The 19,420-nt window shown below is 47.5% G+C and carries 11 protein-coding genes, 8 tRNA genes and 1 rRNA gene (1 of these 20 running past the window's edge); 16 read left to right on the top strand and 4 right to left on the bottom strand.

Features of this window, described 5'->3' with window-relative positions; genetic code table 11:
* The 11 genes from HDCHBGLK_RS06145 to HDCHBGLK_RS06200 form a co-directional block, all read left to right on the top strand.
* Positions 1-38, top strand: a tRNA-Ala gene (locus HDCHBGLK_RS06145); it begins 35 nt to the left of the window's first position.
* Between the two features lie 227 nt (positions 39-265).
* Positions 266-3,161, top strand: a 23S ribosomal RNA gene (locus HDCHBGLK_RS06155).
* 93 nt (positions 3,162-3,254) lie between these two features.
* Positions 3,255-3,328 (top strand) — tRNA-Asp (locus HDCHBGLK_RS06160).
* A gap of 7 nt (positions 3,329-3,335) precedes the next feature.
* Positions 3,336-3,408: transfer RNA gene (locus tag HDCHBGLK_RS06165), tRNA-Val, on the top strand.
* Positions 3,409-3,420: 12 nt separating this feature from the next.
* Positions 3,421-3,502, top strand: a tRNA-Tyr gene (locus HDCHBGLK_RS06170).
* Positions 3,503-3,542: 40 nt separating this feature from the next.
* Positions 3,543-3,615, top strand: a tRNA-Thr gene (locus tag HDCHBGLK_RS06175).
* Between the two features lie 19 nt (positions 3,616-3,634).
* Positions 3,635-3,708: transfer RNA gene (locus tag HDCHBGLK_RS06180), tRNA-Met, on the top strand.
* 38 nt (positions 3,709-3,746) lie between these two features.
* A tRNA-Phe gene (locus HDCHBGLK_RS06185) sits at positions 3,747-3,819 on the top strand.
* Positions 3,820-3,843: 24 nt separating this feature from the next.
* Positions 3,844-3,916: transfer RNA gene (locus HDCHBGLK_RS06190), tRNA-Lys, on the top strand.
* A gap of 275 nt (positions 3,917-4,191) precedes the next feature.
* Positions 4,192-6,732 (top strand): cation-translocating P-type ATPase, encoded by a 2,541-nt coding sequence (locus HDCHBGLK_RS06195; RefSeq protein ID WP_004605541.1) that lies wholly within the window; start codon positions 4,192-4,194, stop codon positions 6,730-6,732.
* 14 nt (positions 6,733-6,746) lie between these two features.
* Positions 6,747-7,907 carry an AI-2E family transporter gene (locus HDCHBGLK_RS06200; protein ID WP_004605542.1) on the top strand — a complete coding sequence of 387 codons (1,161 nt, stop codon included), beginning with the start codon at positions 6,747-6,749 and terminating at the stop codon, positions 7,905-7,907.
* 127 nt (positions 7,908-8,034) lie between these two features.
* On the opposite strand, the gene HDCHBGLK_RS06205 is transcribed toward HDCHBGLK_RS06200, so the two are convergent.
* The 4 genes from HDCHBGLK_RS06205 to HDCHBGLK_RS06220 form a co-directional block, all read right to left on the bottom strand.
* Positions 8,035-8,643, bottom strand: a complete 609-nt coding sequence (locus tag HDCHBGLK_RS06205) for a hypothetical protein (RefSeq protein WP_004605543.1) — start codon at positions 8,641-8,643, stop codon at positions 8,035-8,037.
* A 118-nt stretch (positions 8,644-8,761) separates the two neighbouring features.
* On the bottom strand, positions 8,762-9,736 hold the full coding sequence (locus HDCHBGLK_RS06210) for a dipeptidase (RefSeq protein ID WP_004605544.1): 975 nt from the start codon (positions 9,734-9,736) through the stop codon (positions 8,762-8,764).
* Between the two features lie 101 nt (positions 9,737-9,837).
* Complete coding sequence (locus HDCHBGLK_RS06215; protein ID WP_004605545.1) at positions 9,838-11,076, bottom strand: DUF819 family protein; 1,239 nt, start codon at positions 11,074-11,076, stop codon at positions 9,838-9,840.
* A 232-nt stretch (positions 11,077-11,308) separates the two neighbouring features.
* Complete coding sequence (locus HDCHBGLK_RS06220; RefSeq protein ID WP_039909377.1) at positions 11,309-11,779, bottom strand: hypothetical protein; 471 nt, start codon at positions 11,777-11,779, stop codon at positions 11,309-11,311.
* Between the two features lie 147 nt (positions 11,780-11,926).
* Here HDCHBGLK_RS06220 and HDCHBGLK_RS06225 point away from each other — a divergent pair, with 147 nt between their 5' ends.
* From HDCHBGLK_RS06225 to HDCHBGLK_RS06245, 5 genes are all read left to right on the top strand, one after another.
* Positions 11,927-12,460 carry a spore maturation protein gene (locus HDCHBGLK_RS06225; RefSeq protein ID WP_004605547.1) on the top strand — a complete coding sequence of 178 codons (534 nt, stop codon included), beginning with the start codon at positions 11,927-11,929 and terminating at the stop codon, positions 12,458-12,460.
* Between the two features lie 124 nt (positions 12,461-12,584).
* Complete coding sequence (locus HDCHBGLK_RS06230) at positions 12,585-13,949, top strand: Wadjet anti-phage system protein JetA family protein (protein ID WP_039909378.1); 1,365 nt, start codon at positions 12,585-12,587, stop codon at positions 13,947-13,949.
* Positions 13,946-14,590 (top strand): DUF4194 domain-containing protein, encoded by a 645-nt coding sequence (locus HDCHBGLK_RS06235; RefSeq protein WP_004605549.1) that lies wholly within the window; start codon positions 13,946-13,948, stop codon positions 14,588-14,590. The genes HDCHBGLK_RS06230 and HDCHBGLK_RS06235 overlap by 4 nt, the downstream gene beginning before the upstream one ends.
* On the top strand, positions 14,541-17,885 hold the full coding sequence (locus HDCHBGLK_RS06240) for an ATP-binding protein (protein WP_009248952.1): 3,345 nt from the start codon (positions 14,541-14,543) through the stop codon (positions 17,883-17,885). Before HDCHBGLK_RS06235 ends, HDCHBGLK_RS06240 begins: the two co-directional genes overlap by 50 nt.
* A gap of 126 nt (positions 17,886-18,011) precedes the next feature.
* Positions 18,012-19,250, top strand: coding sequence for a Wadjet anti-phage system protein JetD domain-containing protein (locus HDCHBGLK_RS06245; RefSeq protein WP_004605551.1), 1,239 nt, complete (start codon positions 18,012-18,014; stop codon positions 19,248-19,250).
* The last annotated feature ends 170 nt before the right edge of the window (positions 19,251-19,420 follow it).

The raw sequence follows: 19,420 nt of genomic DNA on the forward strand, positions 1-19,420 counted from the left end.
CAAGCAGGAGGTCACGAGTTCGAATCTCGTATTCTCCACTCGATGCGCGACGCGCATCGCATATGTACCTTGAAAACCGCATACATGGAAATAGAAAAAAGATCAAGATCAATATCTAGATCAAGACATCCGAGGTAATCGCGGAAGCGATTATTCAGAACAAACCAGATTCGAGGCAACGAATAGAAAAAATGCCAACTGGCCAACGCCGGCAACGCTATGCCGACGTAGGATCGAAGCGCCGCCCGTGCGCTTAAGTCCGCTTGGTCATGCTAGAAAGAGCATATGGTGGATGCCTTGGCACTAAGAGCCGATGAAAGACGCGATAAGCTGCGAAAAGCTTCGGGGAGGGGCAAATACCCTTTGATCCGGAGGTGTCTGAATGGGGAAACCCGCATGAGGAGCCCTCATGCATCCCTGCGCCAATCCATAACGCAGGGAGGGGAACCCGGCGAACTGAAACATCTAAGTAGCCGGAGGAAGAGAAAACAACAAGTGATTCCGTAAGTAGCGGCGAGCGAACACGGAGGAGCCCAAACCGGGGCGCGTGCGCCCCGGGGTTCGGACCGCGGAAGTGATTCGGGAAGGCTAGCAGAACGGCTTTGGGAAAGCCGGCCAGAGAGGGTGAAAGCCCCGTAAGCGAAAGCCTGACAGACACGGCGGTATCCAGAGTACCACGAGACACGAGAAACCTTGTGGGAAGAGGCGGGGACCACCCCGCAAGGCTAAATACTCCTTAGTGACCGATAGCGCATAGTACTGTGAAGGAACGGTGAAAAGAACCCCGGGAGGGGAGTGAAAGAGAACCTGAAACCATATGTTTACAAGCTGTGGAAGGGCCTTACGTGCCCAACCGCGTACTTTTTGTAGAACGGTCCGGCGAGTTACGCCGGCTGGCAAGGTTAAGGGCTAAAGGCCCGGAGCCGAAGGGAAACCAAGTCTGAATAGGGCGAAGGAGTCAGCCGGAGTAGACCCGAAACCGGGTGATCTATCCATGTCCAGGTTGAAGTTGCCGTAAAAGGCAATGGAGGACCGAACCCACATCCGTTGAAAAGGGTGGGGATGAGGTGTGGATAGGGGAGAAATTCCAATCGAACCCGGAGATAGCTGGTTCTCCTCGAAATAGCTTTAGGGCTAGCCTCATACGAGTCTTGCGGAGGTAGAGCACTGAATTTCCTAGGGGGCGTCAAAGCTTACCGAAGAATATCAAACTCCGAATGCCGCGTAGATGATGTATGGGAGTCAGACTGCACGAGATAAGTTGGGCAGTCGAAAGGGAAAGAGCCCAGACCTGCGGCTAAGGCCCCAAAATGTGTGTTAAGTGGAAAAGGATGTGGGATTTCGAAGACAACTAGGATGTTGGCTCAGAAGCAGCCATGCATTCAAAGAGTGCGTAATAGCTCACTAGTCGAGAGGTCCCGCGCCGAAAATGTCCGGGGCTGAAACACACTGCCGAAGCCCGGGGATGTACCAAGTACATCGGTAGAGGAGCATTGGATGCGGGAGGAAGCGGCACCGGAAGGAGCCGTGGACCGCATCGAAGAGAGAATGCCGGAATGAGTAGCGAGAGGAAGGTGGGAATCCTTCCGGCCGAATATCCAAGGTTTCCAGAGTAAAGCTGATCTGCTCTGGGTAAGTCGGGGCCTAAGGCGAGGGCGGGAGCCGTAGCCGATGGACAACAGGTTGAGATTCCTGTACCGCGATATGACAGAACTGTGGGGACACGCGTGGAAAGCATAAGCCGGGAATGGAAAGACCGGCGCAAGCGGGGCAGGGGCTGCATAGGCAAATCCGTGCAGCGTAACCCGAAGCCGTGACGCGTACCGAACTGCAAGTAGGGAAGTATGCGAGCCATGCGTCAAGAAAAGCCGCTATCGCTCATATCGCGCCCGTACCGCAAACCGACACAGGTAGATGAGGAGAGAATCCTAAGGCCGACGGGAGAAGCATTGTCAAGGAACTCGGCAAAATGACTCCGTAACTTCGGGAGAAGGAGTGCCATAGAGATATGGCCGCAGAGAATTGGCCCAAGCAACTGTTTAGCAAAAACACAGGTCTATGCGAAGCCGCAAGGCGAGGTATATGGGCTGACGCCTGCCCGGTGCTGGAAGGTTAAGGGGAGAGGTTAGAGCGATCGAAGCCTTGAACTTAAGCCCCAGTAAACGGCGGCCGTAACTATAACGGTCCTAAGGTAGCGAAATTCCTTGTCGGGTAAGTTCCGACCCGCACGAAAGGCGTAATGATTTGGGCACTGTCTCGACAATGCACCCGGTGAAATTGAAGTACCAGTGAAGATGCTGGTTACCCGCGCCAGGACGGAAAGACCCCATGGAGCTTTACTCCAGCTTGATACTGGGATCCGGTATTGCATGTACAGGATAGGTGGGAGGCTAGGAAGCGGGGACGCCAGTCGCCGCGGAGCCGCTGTTGGGATACCACCCTTGCAGTGCTGGGTTTCTAACCAGCAGCCGTGAACCGGCTGGGGGACAATGTCAGGCGGGGAGTTTGACTGGGGCGGTCGCCTCCGAAAGGGTATCGGAGGCGCTCAAAGGTCCTCTCAGAATGGTCGGAAACCATTCGCAGAGCGCAAAGGCAGAAGAGGGCTTGACTGCGACACCGACGGGTGGAGCAGGTACGAAAGTAGGACTTAGTGATCCGGTGGTATAAAGTGGGATTGCCATCGCTCAACGGATAAAAGCTACCCTGGGGATAACAGGCTTATCACTCCCAAGAGTTCACATCGACGGAGTGGTTTGGCACCTCGATGTCGGCTCATCGCATCCTGGGGCTGAAGTAGGTCCCAAGGGTTGGGCTGTTCGCCCATTAAAGCGGTACGCGAGCTGGGTTCAGAACGTCGTGAGACAGTTCGGTCCCTATCCGGCGCGGGCGTAGGATATTTGAGAGGAGCTGTCCTTAGTACGAGAGGACCGGGATGGACTGGCCGCTGGTGGATCTGTTGCGCCTCCAGGCGCATGGCAGAGTAGCCAAGCCGGGACGGGATAAACGCTGAAGGCATCTAAGCGTGAAGCCCCCCTCGAGATGAGATATCCCTGGCGTTAAGCCAGTAAGACCCCTTGAAGACGACGAGGTAGATAGGATAGAGGTGGAAGTGCAGCAATGCATGGAGCTGACTATTACTAATCGGTCGAGGGCATGACCAGAGAGGCTGGAAGGCAGAAAAAGACTCGGAGTTGGAGTTTCGGATGGAAGTATTTCCCGTATGCGGTTTTGAAGGTACATGTGCCTTTTAGTAAGGCCCAGTGGCTCAGTTGGTTAGAGCGCCGCCCTGTCACGGCGGAGGTCGAGAGTTCGAGTCTCTTCTGGGTCGTTTAAATGGGATCATAGCTCAGCTGGGAGAGCATCTGCCTTACAAGCAGAGGGTCATAGGTTCGAGCCCTATTGGTCCCACTTAAACAAAATGGATGGATTCCCGAGTGGCCAAAGGGGGCAGACTGTAAATCTGTTGGCGACGCCTTCGAAGGTTCGAATCCTTCTCCATCCACTAAGATGTAGAATATACATCTTTTTAGCCAAAGGCTTGTGCCGATGTGGCTCAATTGGCAGAGCAGCTGATTTGTAATCAGCAGGTTATCGGTTCGAGTCCGATCATCGGCTTAGTCTTCAAATATTATATCGCGGGGTGGAGCAGTCTGGAAGCTCGTCGGGCTCATAACCCGAAGGTCGTAGGTTCAAATCCTGCCCCCGCAACTCGCACGAATGTGCATAATTGAATACTTTATGTATTAGCCCAGATAGCTCAGTCGGTAGAGCAGAGGACTGAAAATCCTCGTGTCGCTGGTTCGATTCCGGCTCTGGGCATTTTATTTACCAAATATTTGATATGGGCGTGTAGCTCAGGTGGTAGAGCACTTGACTTTTAATCAAGTTGTCCGGGGTTCGAATCCCCGCACGCTCATGGAATGAGAGGGAGACAGATACCGTAATAGGTACTGTCTCTTTTTACTTTAATACGTAAATGTGTTGACAGAATGCATATTTTCTTGTATATTAGGTAATAATAAAAGGGAGTAACTGGCGCTTAGGTCTAATAGTCCGGCGTTTGCGATGTCGTCAGTACGATGAGCAATCATCCGTATCGTAATGAAATGGTGAGACTTTTATTGCATAGTGGTTCTGTGCAATAGGGGTCTATTTTTTTACCCCATTGCAGGAGGAAAGAGAGGGCAAGCAATGCTAACAAGTTTACAAGCAAGAAAAAACCAAGAGATTTATGGGTTTAATGAACTGGTAGAAGGCAAGAAAAAAAGCATGATCCAGATATTCCTGGAGCAATTCAAAGACTTTCTTGTCATTATTCTGATCATTGCAGCGATCGTATCAGGTTTTCTTGGAGATGCAGAGAGCGCGGCCGTTATATTTATCGTCATTACTATCAATGCGATTCTAGGGACCGTACAGACGGTAAAGGCAGAGCAGTCGCTAAACAGTTTAAAACAACTGTCAGCACCCGAGGCAAAGGTAATCAGAGATGGCGTGGTGATACAGATACCATCCAGAGAAGTAACTGTTGGAGATGAAGTAGTAATTGAGGCAGGTGACTGTATCCCTGCAGACGGAAAACTTTTGGAGTGTGCAAGCCTCAAAGTCGATGAGAGCGCGCTGACAGGAGAGAGTCTGTCCGTGGAGAAGTCGTTGGAAGAAGCGTCGGAAGGCGCTGCATTGGGAGACCAGACGAACAAAGTGTTCTCTGGAAGTTTTTCCACATATGGAAGAGGAACGTTCGAAGTTACGGCTATTGGAATGGAGACAGAAGTAGGGAAGATTGCCAAGTTATTGAAGACGACATCGGAAAAACGAACACCCCTCCAGATAAATCTGGATGACTTTGGAAAGAAACTGTCTATCATTATACTTGTATTCTGCGCAATTTTATTTGCCATTAATGTGATAAGGGGCGGTTCTGCTGTGGATGCATTCCTATTTGCGGTAGCCCTGGCCGTAGCAGCGATTCCGGAGGCGCTTAGTTCTATCGTAACGATCGTACTGTCATTCGGCACCCAGAAAATGGCCAAGGAACATGCAATTATAAGAAAACTTCAGGCGGTTGAGGGCCTGGGGAGCGTATCCATCATCTGCTCGGATAAAACAGGAACTCTGACGCAGAATAAAATGACAGTGGAAGACTACTATGTGGATGGAAAGAGAATCTCCGTGGCTGATATTAATCTTGATGACAGAAACCAGAAGATGCTTCTTAATTGCAGCATGCTCTGTAACGATTCCACCAATACAGATGGACAGGAAATAGGAGATCCGACGGAAACGGCACTGATCAATCTTGGAAGCAATCTTGGCATGGAAGCGGCTATGACCAGGGAAAGGTATCCTCGTATGTCGGAAGTCCCATTTGACAGTGACAGGAAATTGATGTCTACAGCACATGTCTTCGGAGATCGATATGTGATGGTAGCCAAGGGGGCGGTAGATGTACTTCTGAGGCGTATGAGCCACATCAGGATTGGCGATACTGTTAGAGAGATAACGGACGAGGACCAAATGCAGATCGAGATACAGAATCTGGAGTTTTCCAGAGACGGGTTGAGAGTGCTGGCATTCGCATATAAAGAACTGGATGGAGAGAAAGAATTATCTATAGAAGATGAAGAGGGTCTTACATTCCTGGGATTGATCGCAATGATGGATCCGCCGAGGGAAGAATCCAAAGCGGCGGTGGAAGAATGTATAAAGGCAGGAATCAGGCCTATAATGATCACCGGTGATCATAAGATTACCGCAGCGGCAATTGCAAAAAGGATCGGTATACTGAAGGATGAATCAGAGGCTTGCGAAGGCGCTGTGATAGAAGAAATGTCAGATGAAGAACTGAAAGATTTCGTAGAGAAGATATCAGTATATGCCAGGGTATCCCCGGAGCATAAGATCAGGATTGTGCGGGCTTGGCAGGAGAAAGGGAATATCGTAGCCATGACTGGGGACGGGGTAAATGATGCGCCAGCTCTGAAGCAGGCCAACATAGGCGTTGCCATGGGAATTACAGGAAGCGAAGTATCCAAAGATGCGGCGGCAATGGTTCTGACGGATGATAACTTTGCAACAATTATTAAGGCAGTTGAGAATGGGCGAAATATATATCAGAATATCAAGAATTCCATTCAATTTCTGTTGTCCGGAAACTTTGGCGCGATATTGGCCGTGCTGTATGCATCAATTGCCGGACTTCCGGTACCATTTGCGCCAGTGCATCTGCTTTTTATCAACCTTCTGACCGATAGTCTTCCAGCCATTGCATTGGGACTGGAGCCGCATTCCAAGGAAGTCATGAAGCAGAAGCCGCGCCCCATGAACGAATCTATATTGACGAAGCAGTATCTTCTCAGCATAGGCACCGAGGGGCTTAGCATAGGCATTATGACGATGGCAGCATTTCTGATCGGATACAGAAGCGGTGATGCCATTCTGGCAAGCACGATGGCATTTGGCACTTTGTGCACCAGCCGGCTTGTCCATGGATTTAACTGCAAATCCAGCCGCCCGGTACTATTTACAAAAAGATTTTTTAATAATATCTACCTGATCGGAGCATTTTTAATTGGGCTTGTGTTGATTACAGGCGTATTGGTGATTCCGGGGCTGCAGGGTATATTCAAAGTAGCAAGCCTTAATATGGGGCAGCTGCTGACTGTATACGGACTAGCATTATTGAATCTGCCTGTGGTACAGTTGTTGAAATGGATTAGAAATTCTAGATAGGAACAGGAGATTTTATGGAATTAAGTAGAGAGACGGTAAAAAGAATAAAAGGACTGATCGTTTTTGCCGCATTGGTTGTGGCCTGCCTGTGGAAGTATGATGTGGTGGTATCGGTTCTTGCGTTTATCTTTCATGTCATATTTCCATTCGTGCTTGGCGGAGCGATCGCATTCATTTTGAATGTGCCGATGAATTTCATCCAGAGGCATCTATTCGCGCCGGAGAGGGTAGAAAGGCATAAGATACAGAAGAAGATTGCCCGTCCGGTCAGTATGCTGATCGTAATATTCGGAGTGTTTGGCATTGTGGCGCTTGTAATGTTTGTTCTGATACCGCAATTAGGAGATACATTCTCTAATCTGGGAAGCAGCATTCAGGCGTTCATTCCAAAGGTACAGGAATGGGCGGAAAAATTATTCCATGACAATAAGGAGATTATGACCTGGGTCAACAGCCTGAAATTCGATTGGAATAAGATCATGGGCGCAGGCATAGATTTCTTCAAGAATGGGGCAGGAAGCGTGCTTGATTCTACGATTACTGCTGCAAAGAGCATTGTGAGCGGAATTACTACCTTCTTTATCGCATTTGTATTTGCGGTCTATATCCTGCTCCAGAAGGAAAAACTAGGCATTCAGGCTAAAAAGGTCCTATTTGCCTTTGTAAGAAAAGGCCGGGCTGAGGCTGCTATGGAAGTATTGTCGCTGACCTACAATACATTCTCAAGTTTCCTGACTGGCCAGTGCCTGGAGGCCATTATCTTAGGGAGCATGTTCGTCGTAACCATGACGCTTTTTAAACTGCCTTATGCTTTGCTGGTAGGGATTGTCATCGCGTTTACGGCCTTGATTCCAATATTTGGTGCATTTATCGGCTGTGCTGTGGGAGCATTCCTGATATTTATGGTAGATCCATTTAAGGCGCTTATATTTGTAATTTTGTTCCTGATACTCCAGCAGATAGAGGGGAATCTGATCTATCCTCACGTAGTAGGTAATTCAGTAGGGCTTCCATCCATCTGGGTACTGGCGGCAGTCAGTATCGGAGGAAGCCTGATGGGGATCGTTGGAATGCTGATTTTTATACCGATTATCTCTGTAGTATATGCGCTGTTCCGGGAAATCGTCTACTTGAAATTAAGACAAAAAAAGATAAATCCCAAAGAACTTGAATAACCTATCGAAGAAAATCTGTTATCAAAGGCATCTTTGGAATCCACTATTATTATGTGCATCTATAAAGAAGACAGACGGAGCAGGGCCATCAGATAGGATCCTGCTCTATCTTTTTCTACTCAGCCTGCTACGAACGGTCCATGATCTTACAGTAAATGACGGCAACAGCCGTACTTATGGCTGTGGATATGATTCCGGCGCCGACGATGGCAGCAGGATTGACGCTTCCATACTGGCTCCGGTAGGCAATGACATTTACCGGGATTAATTGTAGGGAGGAAATGTTGATAATCAGGAAGGTGCACATCTCATTACTGGCAATTCCCTTTGGGCGCACCGTACCTGGAAGCCGGTGGCTACGCCTGTCTTCCTCCAATTTACCGAGTTCGTCCATGGCACGCAGTCCGGCTGGCGTTGCGGCCCAGCCCAGGCCCAGGACATTGGCTATAATATTGGTGGTGATGTGTTCCTCGGCTGGGTGCCCGGTGGGGAGTCTTGGGAATAAGAAGCGTATGATCGGACGGATTTTTTTGGAAGCGCCCTTAATGATTCCGGCTTTCGTGGCAATCTCCATAAGACCCACCCAGAAGGACATGACGCCCATCATAGTGATGCACAAGGTAATGGCCTCTTTGGAAGAGTCAATGGCAGCATTGGTAATATCCGGCATGCGTCCGGTAAAGGCGGCAAAAATAATGCCAATCAGTATCATGCCGGCCCACAGATAATTCAGCATATAAAATCCTCGTCTGGCTTTTTAATATATCGTATGAGCCGGGATGGATATTTAGCACAAAGACATAAGAAAGAGGCGGAAGCAGTTGGTTCCTAACTTCCGCCATCCTTTATGTATACTATTTGACTACTTCTTTGATGATTCTGTGCCAGTTCTTATAGGCGATCTTTTCAATCTCATCTTCGTGGAATCCGACGCGCTTCATTTCCTCAATGACATTTGGTACATAAGAGGCATCCTCAAGTCCGATGGTAAAAGGAGTAGACTGGCTGCTGAAAGAGCCCAAGGTATCTCCCTCCAGGAATTCAGAAAAGTCAAATCCGAAACCGACATGATCAATGCCCATTACTTCCACCATATGGACAAGATGTTTTACCAGGTTTTCCAGAGTCTGCTTATCTTCCTCCATATGAACGAATTCATTAAATGAATTGAGCCCGACTATGCCGCCTGTGCGTGCCAGTTCTTTTAACTGGTCATCCATCAGATTCCGCGGGCGGTTGCACAGTGCCCGGCAGTTAGAGTGGGTTGCTACAACAGGGCCTGTGGCAGTGTCAAGGAGATCCCAGAAGGATGCATCATTTAGATGGGACACATCCAGTATCATTCCCAGATCCTGAATCTTTCTCACAGCCCTGCGGCCCACGTCTGTTAACCCGCGCTCCGGGGTGCCAAGGGCTCCGGTAGCCAGAGGATTTTCCTCATTCCAGGTAAGCCCTGCATGCCTTGCGCCAAATTGGTAGAACTCGTCGATAAGGTCTAAGTCTTCCCCAATACTCTTTAAACCTTCCAGTCCGATAAATGCATACATCTTTCCTTCACTTCTTGCAGTCATCATATCGGAATATGAGTGCGATACCTTAAGGATATCAGCACAATCAGGTTCTTCGCAGGCAATGGCCTCCATCATCTGGCGGGTACGCTTCAGCGGGTCCTTGTCATAGGGAGGATCATTCCATATGACGAAGATGCCTCCTTCGATCTGCCCTTTTTTCAGCCGTTCATAATGATATTTACGGAAGATATCACGCTCTCCCTTTAGATGATGCTGCGTTACATCGGTCCAAATATCAGAATGTGCATCAAAGTTCATAAAAATACTTCCTTTCTTTTGTTTGAAGAAATATAAATAAATCAGAGACGGACAGTTGTCCGGCCCTGATCATTTTCCTAAATTCAGGATGTTATTTAGTTTTATAATCCTAAGATGCTGCCTACGATCAATCCAAAGTATGTTCCAAGAACATATCCCAGAGTACCAATCAGTACGATAGGTCCTATCAGCTTGGTCCAGCCCTTAGATACAGCCATAGCAACGGCCGTTGTTGGTCCGCCGATGTTGGCATTGGAGGCAAGGATAATATCTTCCAGATTGAACTTCAATAACTTTCCGGCGATCAGGCTGAAAAGCATATTTACAATTACGATGATAGCCGCAAATAAGAGCAGTAACGGCGAATTCTTGATAATCATAGGTACGGATGCCGGAACACCGATTACGAAGAAGAACAGGTAGATTAAGAATGTACCTAGTTCCTGCGTACCCTTGATTTCGCCAAAGAACTTAGGTGCAAATGTTGCACAAAGCATGGCAATTGTCGTAATCCATAAGTACATATTTCCGAACAGTGTATTCAATATCTGCAGGAATGTATTAGATTTCGGTATCACGCCTGCAAGTCCTGTAGATATTACGTTAGACAATGCAACAATAACAAATCCTGTTGCAGCGGCCAATGCGATATCTTTTAGGGAAATTTCTTTTCTGCCCCAGAACGCGGAGGCATTTGTCTCATTTTCCTTTACATTAACTCCGGCAGCCGCTTCCACTTCATCCACATATGGATGCTTGAAATGCTTGCGGAAGAATCCGATAGATGGCATTGCTATCAATACGAAGAAGTACAGTACCATCAGTAAGTTATCTGCAACCGTTGCGGCAGATATCATGTCGCCAGATACATCGAACGCTGCTCCAAGAGCGGCAAAGTTTACCGTACCTCCGATATAGGTTCCGGTAAATACGCCCGCAAGTCCGGCAAGTTCCGGAATAAATTTGTGGAGCGCCGTATAAGCGAGCAACGCGCCGCAAGCGGTACCTACCGAGCCAATTAGGAATATAATCAGGATACGCCCTGATTCCTTTCCAATCTTTCTCATATCGCACTGCAGCAATAATAGTGGAATAGAAAGCGGTACAACGTAACCCCATACGGCATCCCATACAGGAGCGTCCATTGGAATGATTCCAAAGTTCGATAAGATGATTGCGAAAATCAGTGCAACGATGGCACCGGTCATTTTTGCTGCCCATTTATACCTCTGCTCCAGATATATTGCGGCAGCGGCGCCGGTAGCACAGATAGCCCACAGCACCCAGGTGTTATCCGCTCCAACCAGCGGATTTTGTAGATCGAATATATGTCCCCACATACTCTCGTCCTCCTTTCAAAAATCCCTTTTTGAAGAATTTTCGTCAATTTTTACAATTGAACTAATAACAGTATATATAAATTGTCAATAAAAGTCAATAAATATAAAGAAAGGACAGGATAGGCTTGGAAAATCAAAGGAAATCCTCAAATTTTACAGAATATTTTAGTGTTTGTTCAGAGTCCTCCAAACAATCAGAAGCATAGCGCCACAATTTTCTTTGTTCATGAAATCACCGCTTTTTCCAGATCCAAAGTGCAGCAATAATTCCAATCGTATACAGGATGCTGACTAGGATGGAAGGATTATCTTTTAATAAATAAGTAACTGCAACGACAGCTGCAAGAGAAACCGTAAGCTGGAATGCAGTGAAGATACGTTTTTCGCGGGTTTCTTTTGCCTGCTGGCTCATTTCCGTTCTTTTCTGCTCTAATTCCAGGTATTTGATAAGGTCCTTTTCATTGAGGTGGGAAAGGATCCATTGATCTCTGGAAAATCCGTCCTCATCGTCTTCCGATGAGTAAGAATCCATAATTTTTTTATCCGATTTTTCCTTTTTAAAAAAGTGAAAGTCTTTTCGCTGCTCATCAGGCGCCGTGGCTGCCTTTGGCTCATCAGAAGTATCCGGGGCTTTCTTCGGTTCTTCGGATGCCTTAACTTCTTCAGTGGTCTCGGATGCTGCGTTCTTTTGTTCTTCAGTCATAGGATGTTCCTCCGTTAGGTATTTTATATATATTACATGAATTGCAGATTTATCTTCATGATATAGATTGTAGACGTTTTTCCACATATTTTCAAGGTTATTCAGCATATATTGGGAATAGACTTCACACGGAAATGAGGATGCCCGATGAAATTATTCATGTATGTCACGGATTTTATCGTTCCGCTGGTAATATTCGGAATTGTCAGTTATGGAGTGCTGATGAAGGTAAATGTCTATGATACCTTCATCAAAGGCGCCAAAAGCGGCTTTTTCACGGTAATTAAAATAATGCCGACGCTGATCGGGCTTATGGTGGCAGTAGGAGTGCTGCGGGCTTCGGGATTCCTTGATTTTCTGTCAGGAATTATCGGGCAGTTTACGGAATACATAGGATTTCCAGGAGAACTGGTGCCGCTTACAGTGGTAAAGATGTTCTCTTCTTCGGCGGCCACGGGGCTGCTTCTGGATGCGTTCAAGGAGTATGGAACGGACTCGTACATAGGGCTGGTGGCATCCATCAGCATGTCCTGCACGGAGACTATATTCTACACCATGAGCGTCTACTTTATGACAGCCAAAGTCACGAAGACCAGATATACTCTGGGAGGCGCCATGCTTGCGACCTTTGCAGGGCTTGTGGCCAGCACGGTGCTGGCTGGGATGATGGTGGCCGGGTAATAGTAATTCTACCAGAAAAGGGTAACTGTGCAAGGCCCAAAAGTCAGGAATTGGTAGAAATAGCGTTTCAAAAATGATAAAATTAAAAAGACCTATGAAATCAAGGACAAGTTGGAGAATACAAATGCAGTTACGCAATGAGATCCCAGACACGTTCTGGAGCCTGTTCCGGTCCGTGAACCGGGAGATATACATTGATGCGCTATTATATATCAATGAAGAATACCAATATAATAACTATTTCCTTACCAAAGAGGCATGCATCCAGATTCTAGGCGATATGAATGCCAGGAAGCGGTACGAACTTCAATGGGAAGAAAGCGAGTCTGAATTCGATATGCTGGAGACGCCGTCATCCCGTATCTTGAACTGGCTTCTTCGGACCGGATGGCTTAAACGGATAGAGGATTATAATACGCTGGTGACCAATATCGTGATCCCGGACTATTCCGCCATATTTATTGATGCTTTCGAACGCCTCAGTTCCGAGGATATGGAGGAGACAGACATCTATATCCAGAATGTCTATGCCACGTTATTTTCCTTTCAGAACGATGCAAGAGCCAATCTGGGCATGCTTCGCACGGCTTTGGTGAATACACGCAGGCTTAATAAGGCGCTGCAGGATATGCTCCATAATATGGACAAGTTTTTTGCACGGCTCTTGGATCAAAAGTCTTATGGCGATCTTCTAAGAGAGCATCTGGACGGGTATGTGGAGGAAATCGTGAGGAAGAAGTATCATATCTTGAAGACTTCGGACAATTTCTATATCTATAAGATGGATATTAAGAAGTGTCTGCGCGATATGCGGGAGGATGAAGCGTGGATAGAGCAGGTAAGAGAACGTTCAAGGGCCATGGGAGATACAGGGGAGGATGTATTGGAACTTCTGGATCTGATCGAGAGGGGATTCGATGATATTGAGCATAGGATCGCCAACATGGACAAGGAACATACCAAATACGTCCGCGCGACGGTAACCAGGCTTAACTATCTGCTTAGCGGAGAATCGGATACGAAAGGACTGGTCGTAAAACTTCTGAACCGAATGTCAGAGAGCGCGGATTATGATGAGGTGCTGGCAAAGACGGGGGAGAAGATGAATCTCTCCCTGCTGGAGATATTATCGGAGAAGTCCTTGTATAAAAGGCGGAAGGGGCGAAGATACTTTATCAGCCAGATGGAGCCGGATGAAGAGATTGCGGACCTTGACAAGGAAGATGTGCTGAAGCTTAACCGCATCCAGGTACGCTATACCAAGGAACAGATTGAGGCCTTCATTGAATCCCACATGGATCAGAACGATATTATGGATGCGGCACAGGTAGATATAACGGATGAGGAATCCTTTGAAAAATTGATCTTGGCCTATGATTACAGTACCAGAGGGAGCAGCAAGTACATGGTGCTGGAAGAAGAGCCAAAGATGATAGAAAAAGGGCCGTATAAGTATCCGGCGCTGAAGTTTGTAAGGAGAAGATTATGATAGACTATTTTGAACAGCTAAGCCAGGAAGAGCAGGAGGATATCACGGAGGTAATCCAGATCCTGTACCGCCAGACATTTCTGCTGGAGAGGAAGTATGACAAAAGGTCGGGGCGCATGCAGTATGTGCGGGAGTATCGGATATGCAGCAAGCATCTGGAATTCTTAAGGGCATATTATAAAGTTGCGGGCATTACATTGAAAGAGAATGCCCATATGGGCCTGATCTATATCCAGGGGGAGGCTTTGTGGGGAGAGAAGCTGCCAAGGCTTGCAACCATCTATCTGCTGGTATTAAAACTCATCTATGATGAGCAGATGGCGTCGGTATCTTCCAGCAGTTATATTGTCACCACGTTGGGGGCGGTCAACGGAAAGGCAGGAGACTTCCGGGTGCTCCATGGCCTGCCTTCTCCTACGGAAATGCGCCGGACCATCGCGCTTCTTAAGAAATATCAGATCATAGAGCCGCTGGACGTTCTGGAGGAATTGAACGAGCACACGAGGCTTATCATATATCCCTGCATTCACGCGGTGCTGATGGGGGATGACATTAAGGAACTGTTAGAGACATTTGGCGAGGAGGAGAACATTGGAGACGAAGCAGCCATTCAAAGCACTTTCGAGGATATGCCTGAATAACTGGCATTATATAGATAAGAAGATATTGACTTTAAGCGAAGGGATTAATTTCTTTACCGGCCATTCCGGAAGCGGCAAGTCTACGGTGATCGACGCGATCCAGATCGTTCTGTATGCCAATACGGATGGCCGCGGGTTCTTTAACAAGGCGGCGGCAGACGATTCTGACCGGAGCCTGATCGAGTACCTGCGGGGCATGGTAAATATCAGTGAGAATAATGAATCCCAGTATCTTCGGAATAAGAACTTTTCCAGCACCATCGTACTGGAACTGGAACAGACCAATACCAGAGAAAAGCAGTGCGTGGGCGTCGTATTTGACGTGGAGACGGCTACCAATGAGATTAGCAGGCTGTTCTTCTGGCATACGGGAGAACTTTTAAATAACCATTACCGCACGGAAAAAAGATGTCTGACGACCATAGAAATGCGGGAGTATCTGCAAAGGACGTTTCCGCCGGAAGGATTCTACTGCGGCCCGAGCAATGAGAGATTCCGCCGCCAGCTCTATGACATTTATCTGGGCGGGCTTGACATGGATAAATTTCCCAGGTTATTTAAACGGGCGATCCCGTTCCGCATGAATATCAAGCTGGAGGACTTTGTAAAAGAGTATATCTGCATGGAGCAGGATATCCAGATTGAGGACCTTCAGGAGAGCGTCATGCAGTATGGACGGATGCAGAACAAGATTGAAGAGACGCAAGAAGAGATCAGAAGGCTTAATCTGATTCGGGAGCAGTATGAGGAATTCTGCAAAGAGCACCGGGAGGTGGAAGCCTGCACGTACCAGATTGACCGGCTGGAAGAACTCTGGCTGGAAGCAAAGATCCAGGAATGCCGGGATAAGTCGCTGGGGCGCCAGGGGGAGATCGGCAAACAGGAAGCGGTTAAGGAACAGCTGGAATCACAGGCCAGAATCCTACAGAAGGAGTATGAGGATATTATTCTCAGGATCGCCGACAGCGGATATGCCAATCTGGAGTCAGAACTGGCTGGCCTTAATGAGACGCTTGAGAGGCTGGGGGCCAGCAAGGCACGCTGGGGGCAGACAGCCGACCGCCTCAAAGAGTGGAAGCAGCAGGATGTGACGCCCAACCAGTCCATCTGGGATATCGACAAATTCGCGGACGGAAGCATTTCCGAAGGGGAACTTGAGAGGCTCAAAGAGAGCCTTCTGGATATCCAGGAAGAATTAGAAGAGCAGCGCCGGGAGGCAGACTCGGACCTGCGCAAGATCAAGAAGGAAGAAAAGGATGCCAGAGAGGAATTAAAGGAACTGAAGCAGGGGAAGAAGGCGTATCCCAGGGAACTGGAAGAGGCCAGATACGAACTGCGCAACCGTCTTCACGAGCGATGCGGGAAATTCGTCAACGTACAGATACTCGCAGACCTTCTGGATATTAAGGATGAGCGGTGGCACAACGCGATCGAAGGCTATCTGGGCAGCAATAAGCTGCTGCTTGTGGTGGAACCGGGATATGCCAGGGAAGCCATGGACATCTACCAAGGGATGGACAGAAAGAAATATTACCGTGCGGCCGTTCTGGACACGGAGAAGGTCATGGAGGATGGGCACCAGGCAAAGGAGGGCTCCCTTGCAGAGGAAATTGTGGCAAAAGAGCCTTATGTCAGGGCTTACATCGACTTTTTCCTGGGAAATGTGATGAAATGCGAATCTATAGAGGAACTGCGGGAGCACCGGATCGGAATCACGCCGGACTGCGTCTTGTATCACAGCTACCGCCTGCAGCATATCAATCCGGATAATTATACCAGGCGGGCCTATATCGGAGAGACGAGTATGCGAAAGCGTATCCGCCAGTTGGAGGAGAAGTGCCAGCATCTCCAGGAAGAGCGTCTGCCTCTGCAGGAGATGCTGGAGGAAATCCGAAAGACTATGCAGCTGGAAATGCTGATGCAGCCGATCTCCGATTATCTGGGCTGGCTGTCTGATATAGAGCAGATTCCGGCAAAAGAGCGAAGGAAGAAGCAGATCGTAGAGAAAATGCAGCGCTTAAAAGAGGAATCCGTGGATACCTGGAATCGTCAGAAAGAGGAAATCCAGCGGCAGCAGGAGGATAAAAAAGCGCAGATCGATCAGGTGCAGAAGGACATCTGGAACAACCAGAAGGATATTGAACGATTCCGGGAGGAACTTATACAGTCCGAGTCCGCATTGGTGCAGCAGAAGCAAAAGACTGTGGAAAACCCTGAATATGAGCAAGAATTCCAGGAGTACCTTGCAGGGAAGAAATCATCCAATTATGAATATCTGAAGCGGCAGAGGATTGCAGAGCGCTATCCGAAGCAGGAAAGGGAGGAGCAGGCATACCAGAAACTGGTGGATATCCGAGGCGAATACCTGAGGAATTATCCAAACCGTACCTACTCCGCGGCAATTAAGAATAACGAGGCTTACGATAAACTGCTGAACACGCTGCAGTGCGACGATCTGGAATCTTACCGGGAGTCGGCGAAAGAACAGGCGCGCCAGGCGGTGGAACATTTTAAGGATGACTTTATCTTTAAGATACGAAGCGCCATCCGGGAAGCCTACCAGCGCAGGGACGAACTGAACCGCATCATCAGCAGGCTGGACTTCGGAAAAGATAAGTATCAATTTGTAATTACCAAGAATAAAGGGGCCGACGGGAAATATTACAAGATGTTCATGGACGATTCGCTGCAGATCAATCCAAGCCAGCTGACCAATACCATAGACAATCAGCTTAACATGTTCACCATGGAGCATGAGGATCAGTACGGGGATCTGATGAATGAACTGATCAACATCTTCATCCCGCCGGAAAACGCAACGAAGGAAGAACTGGACGAGGCGAAGAAGAACATGGACAAGTATGCGGATTACCGCACCTATCTGTCCTTCGATATGCAGCAGATCGTAAAAGGCGATAAAGATATGACCATCGGTCTTAGCAAGATGATCAAGAAGAACTCCGGCGGCGAGGGACAGAATCCGCTGTACGTAGCGCTTCTTGCCAGTTTCGCGCAAGTTTACCGTATCAACCTCTCGCCCAAAATCCACAGAAGCCCCACCATACGGCTGGTCGTACTGGATGAGGCCTTCTCCAAGATGGATGCGGAAAAAGTGGCCAGTTGCATCTCGCTGATCCGGGGACTCGGCTTCCAGGCCATTATCAGCGCTACCAACGATAAAATACAGAATTACCTGGAAAATGTAGATAAGACATTCGTGTATGCCAATCCGAACAAGCGGCATATATCGATACAGGAATTTGAGAGGAAAGATTTTGGGGAACTGAAAGATTGAAAGATAACACGTAACAATATTAAGATGTGCACGTAACACTTTTCAAAAATGTTACGTGCACATCTTAATATTGTTACGTGTCAAACCGCACTAACTGGTGTGTCAAATTGAAAGGAGCGTGCCAGAATGTATATTGTAGATAAAATTATAAATAAATGTGAAAAAAGCAGCAGGGATTGGCGAAGCGGTGCCTCCGGGCGCCGTACGATACAGATTATGCAGTCGGATTATGACAGATGTGGGAAATCAGTGCTGATAAGCGAAGTGAAGGAATTGGAATTCCGGGGGCTGATCGAGATTGAAAAGTGGGTAACCAGAGGAAGCGATGTAGATATAATTGCTTTTCGGGTGGAAAAGCTGGACAAATTCTATGAATTAGCCAAAAGCGAGGGAAGAATGGTCTGGCCGAAACAGGAACGGGTTGATTATTATAGAGGGATGCTGGAGGCAGAACTTGGGAAGGGTATAGAAAAGAATTGGATCCGGGAGTATTACAGATACCTTATATCTAGACTGGATAAAGGAAATTTTCCAAAAGATGTGGAGAAATTAGAATTATATACTTGCTGCCTCAGAGGGATTGACGAATTGGAGGAGCCTGTATATAAACGCATATTCAGCAAAAAGTACCTTAACAATTCAAAAAAATTTGAAAAGGAGGTGCAGGGCCATCTCATATCTGTAGCAAAGAAGTATTGGGATGAGATCGAAGAAGATATGGATGACAAGACGGTGCTGTCGCAGTTACTGCTCGAGGAATACGCTCAGGAACTGGAAATGAAAGGGCCCCTCAGGCTGATTATCGAATCAGGGGGTAAGATGCAATCGGAAGAAGGAACAGAGATAGAAGGAGAGACACCGCCAGATCAAGAAATAGATATATCTGCCTTCATTTATGGCGTTACATTAAACAGTGCGATGCTGAAATATAGCAGAATCGCGCCTAAGCAGCCGGATATCAGACGTATCATTACCATAGAAAATAAGGCAAATTTTGTATCTGTGCCCTATGATCCTCACACATTATATATTTTCAGCCATGGATACTTTTCGCCAAAAGAAAGGGAATTTTTGAAAAAATTGGCGTATATTTTGAACGAAGAGGATGTGGGATATTATCACAGCGGCGATCTGGATTACGGCGGTATTAAGATATATGAATATATTAAGAAACGTATTTTCCCGGAATTAAGGCCTTATCTGATGGATGTAGAGACTTATGACAGGTATTTGGAATATGGAGAGGAAGCGCCGGAAAGTGTCCTGAAGAAGATAAAAACGGTGGGATTGCCGGAGTTTCAAGGGCTGATAGGCCGTATGCTGGAGACGGGGCTTATGATTGAGCAAGAAAGTTTTTTGATTTAAACGCCGATATCGAGTTTGTAAAAGATGAGATAGAGAAGATAAATAAGTGCAAAAGAACCGCTGCCGTTGGGGTGAGGACAGCGGTTCTTCTTTTACGATGTTATACGCTTTCTGCGATTTTTGGGTTATTCTCAGGAATTCATCGATAGCTTCCGTGCTGTTGCAATGCA

It is taken from the genome of [Clostridium] scindens ATCC 35704 (genome assembly GCF_004295125.1).
Classification (GTDB): Bacteria; Bacillota; Clostridia; order Lachnospirales; family Lachnospiraceae; genus Clostridium_AP; species Clostridium_AP scindens.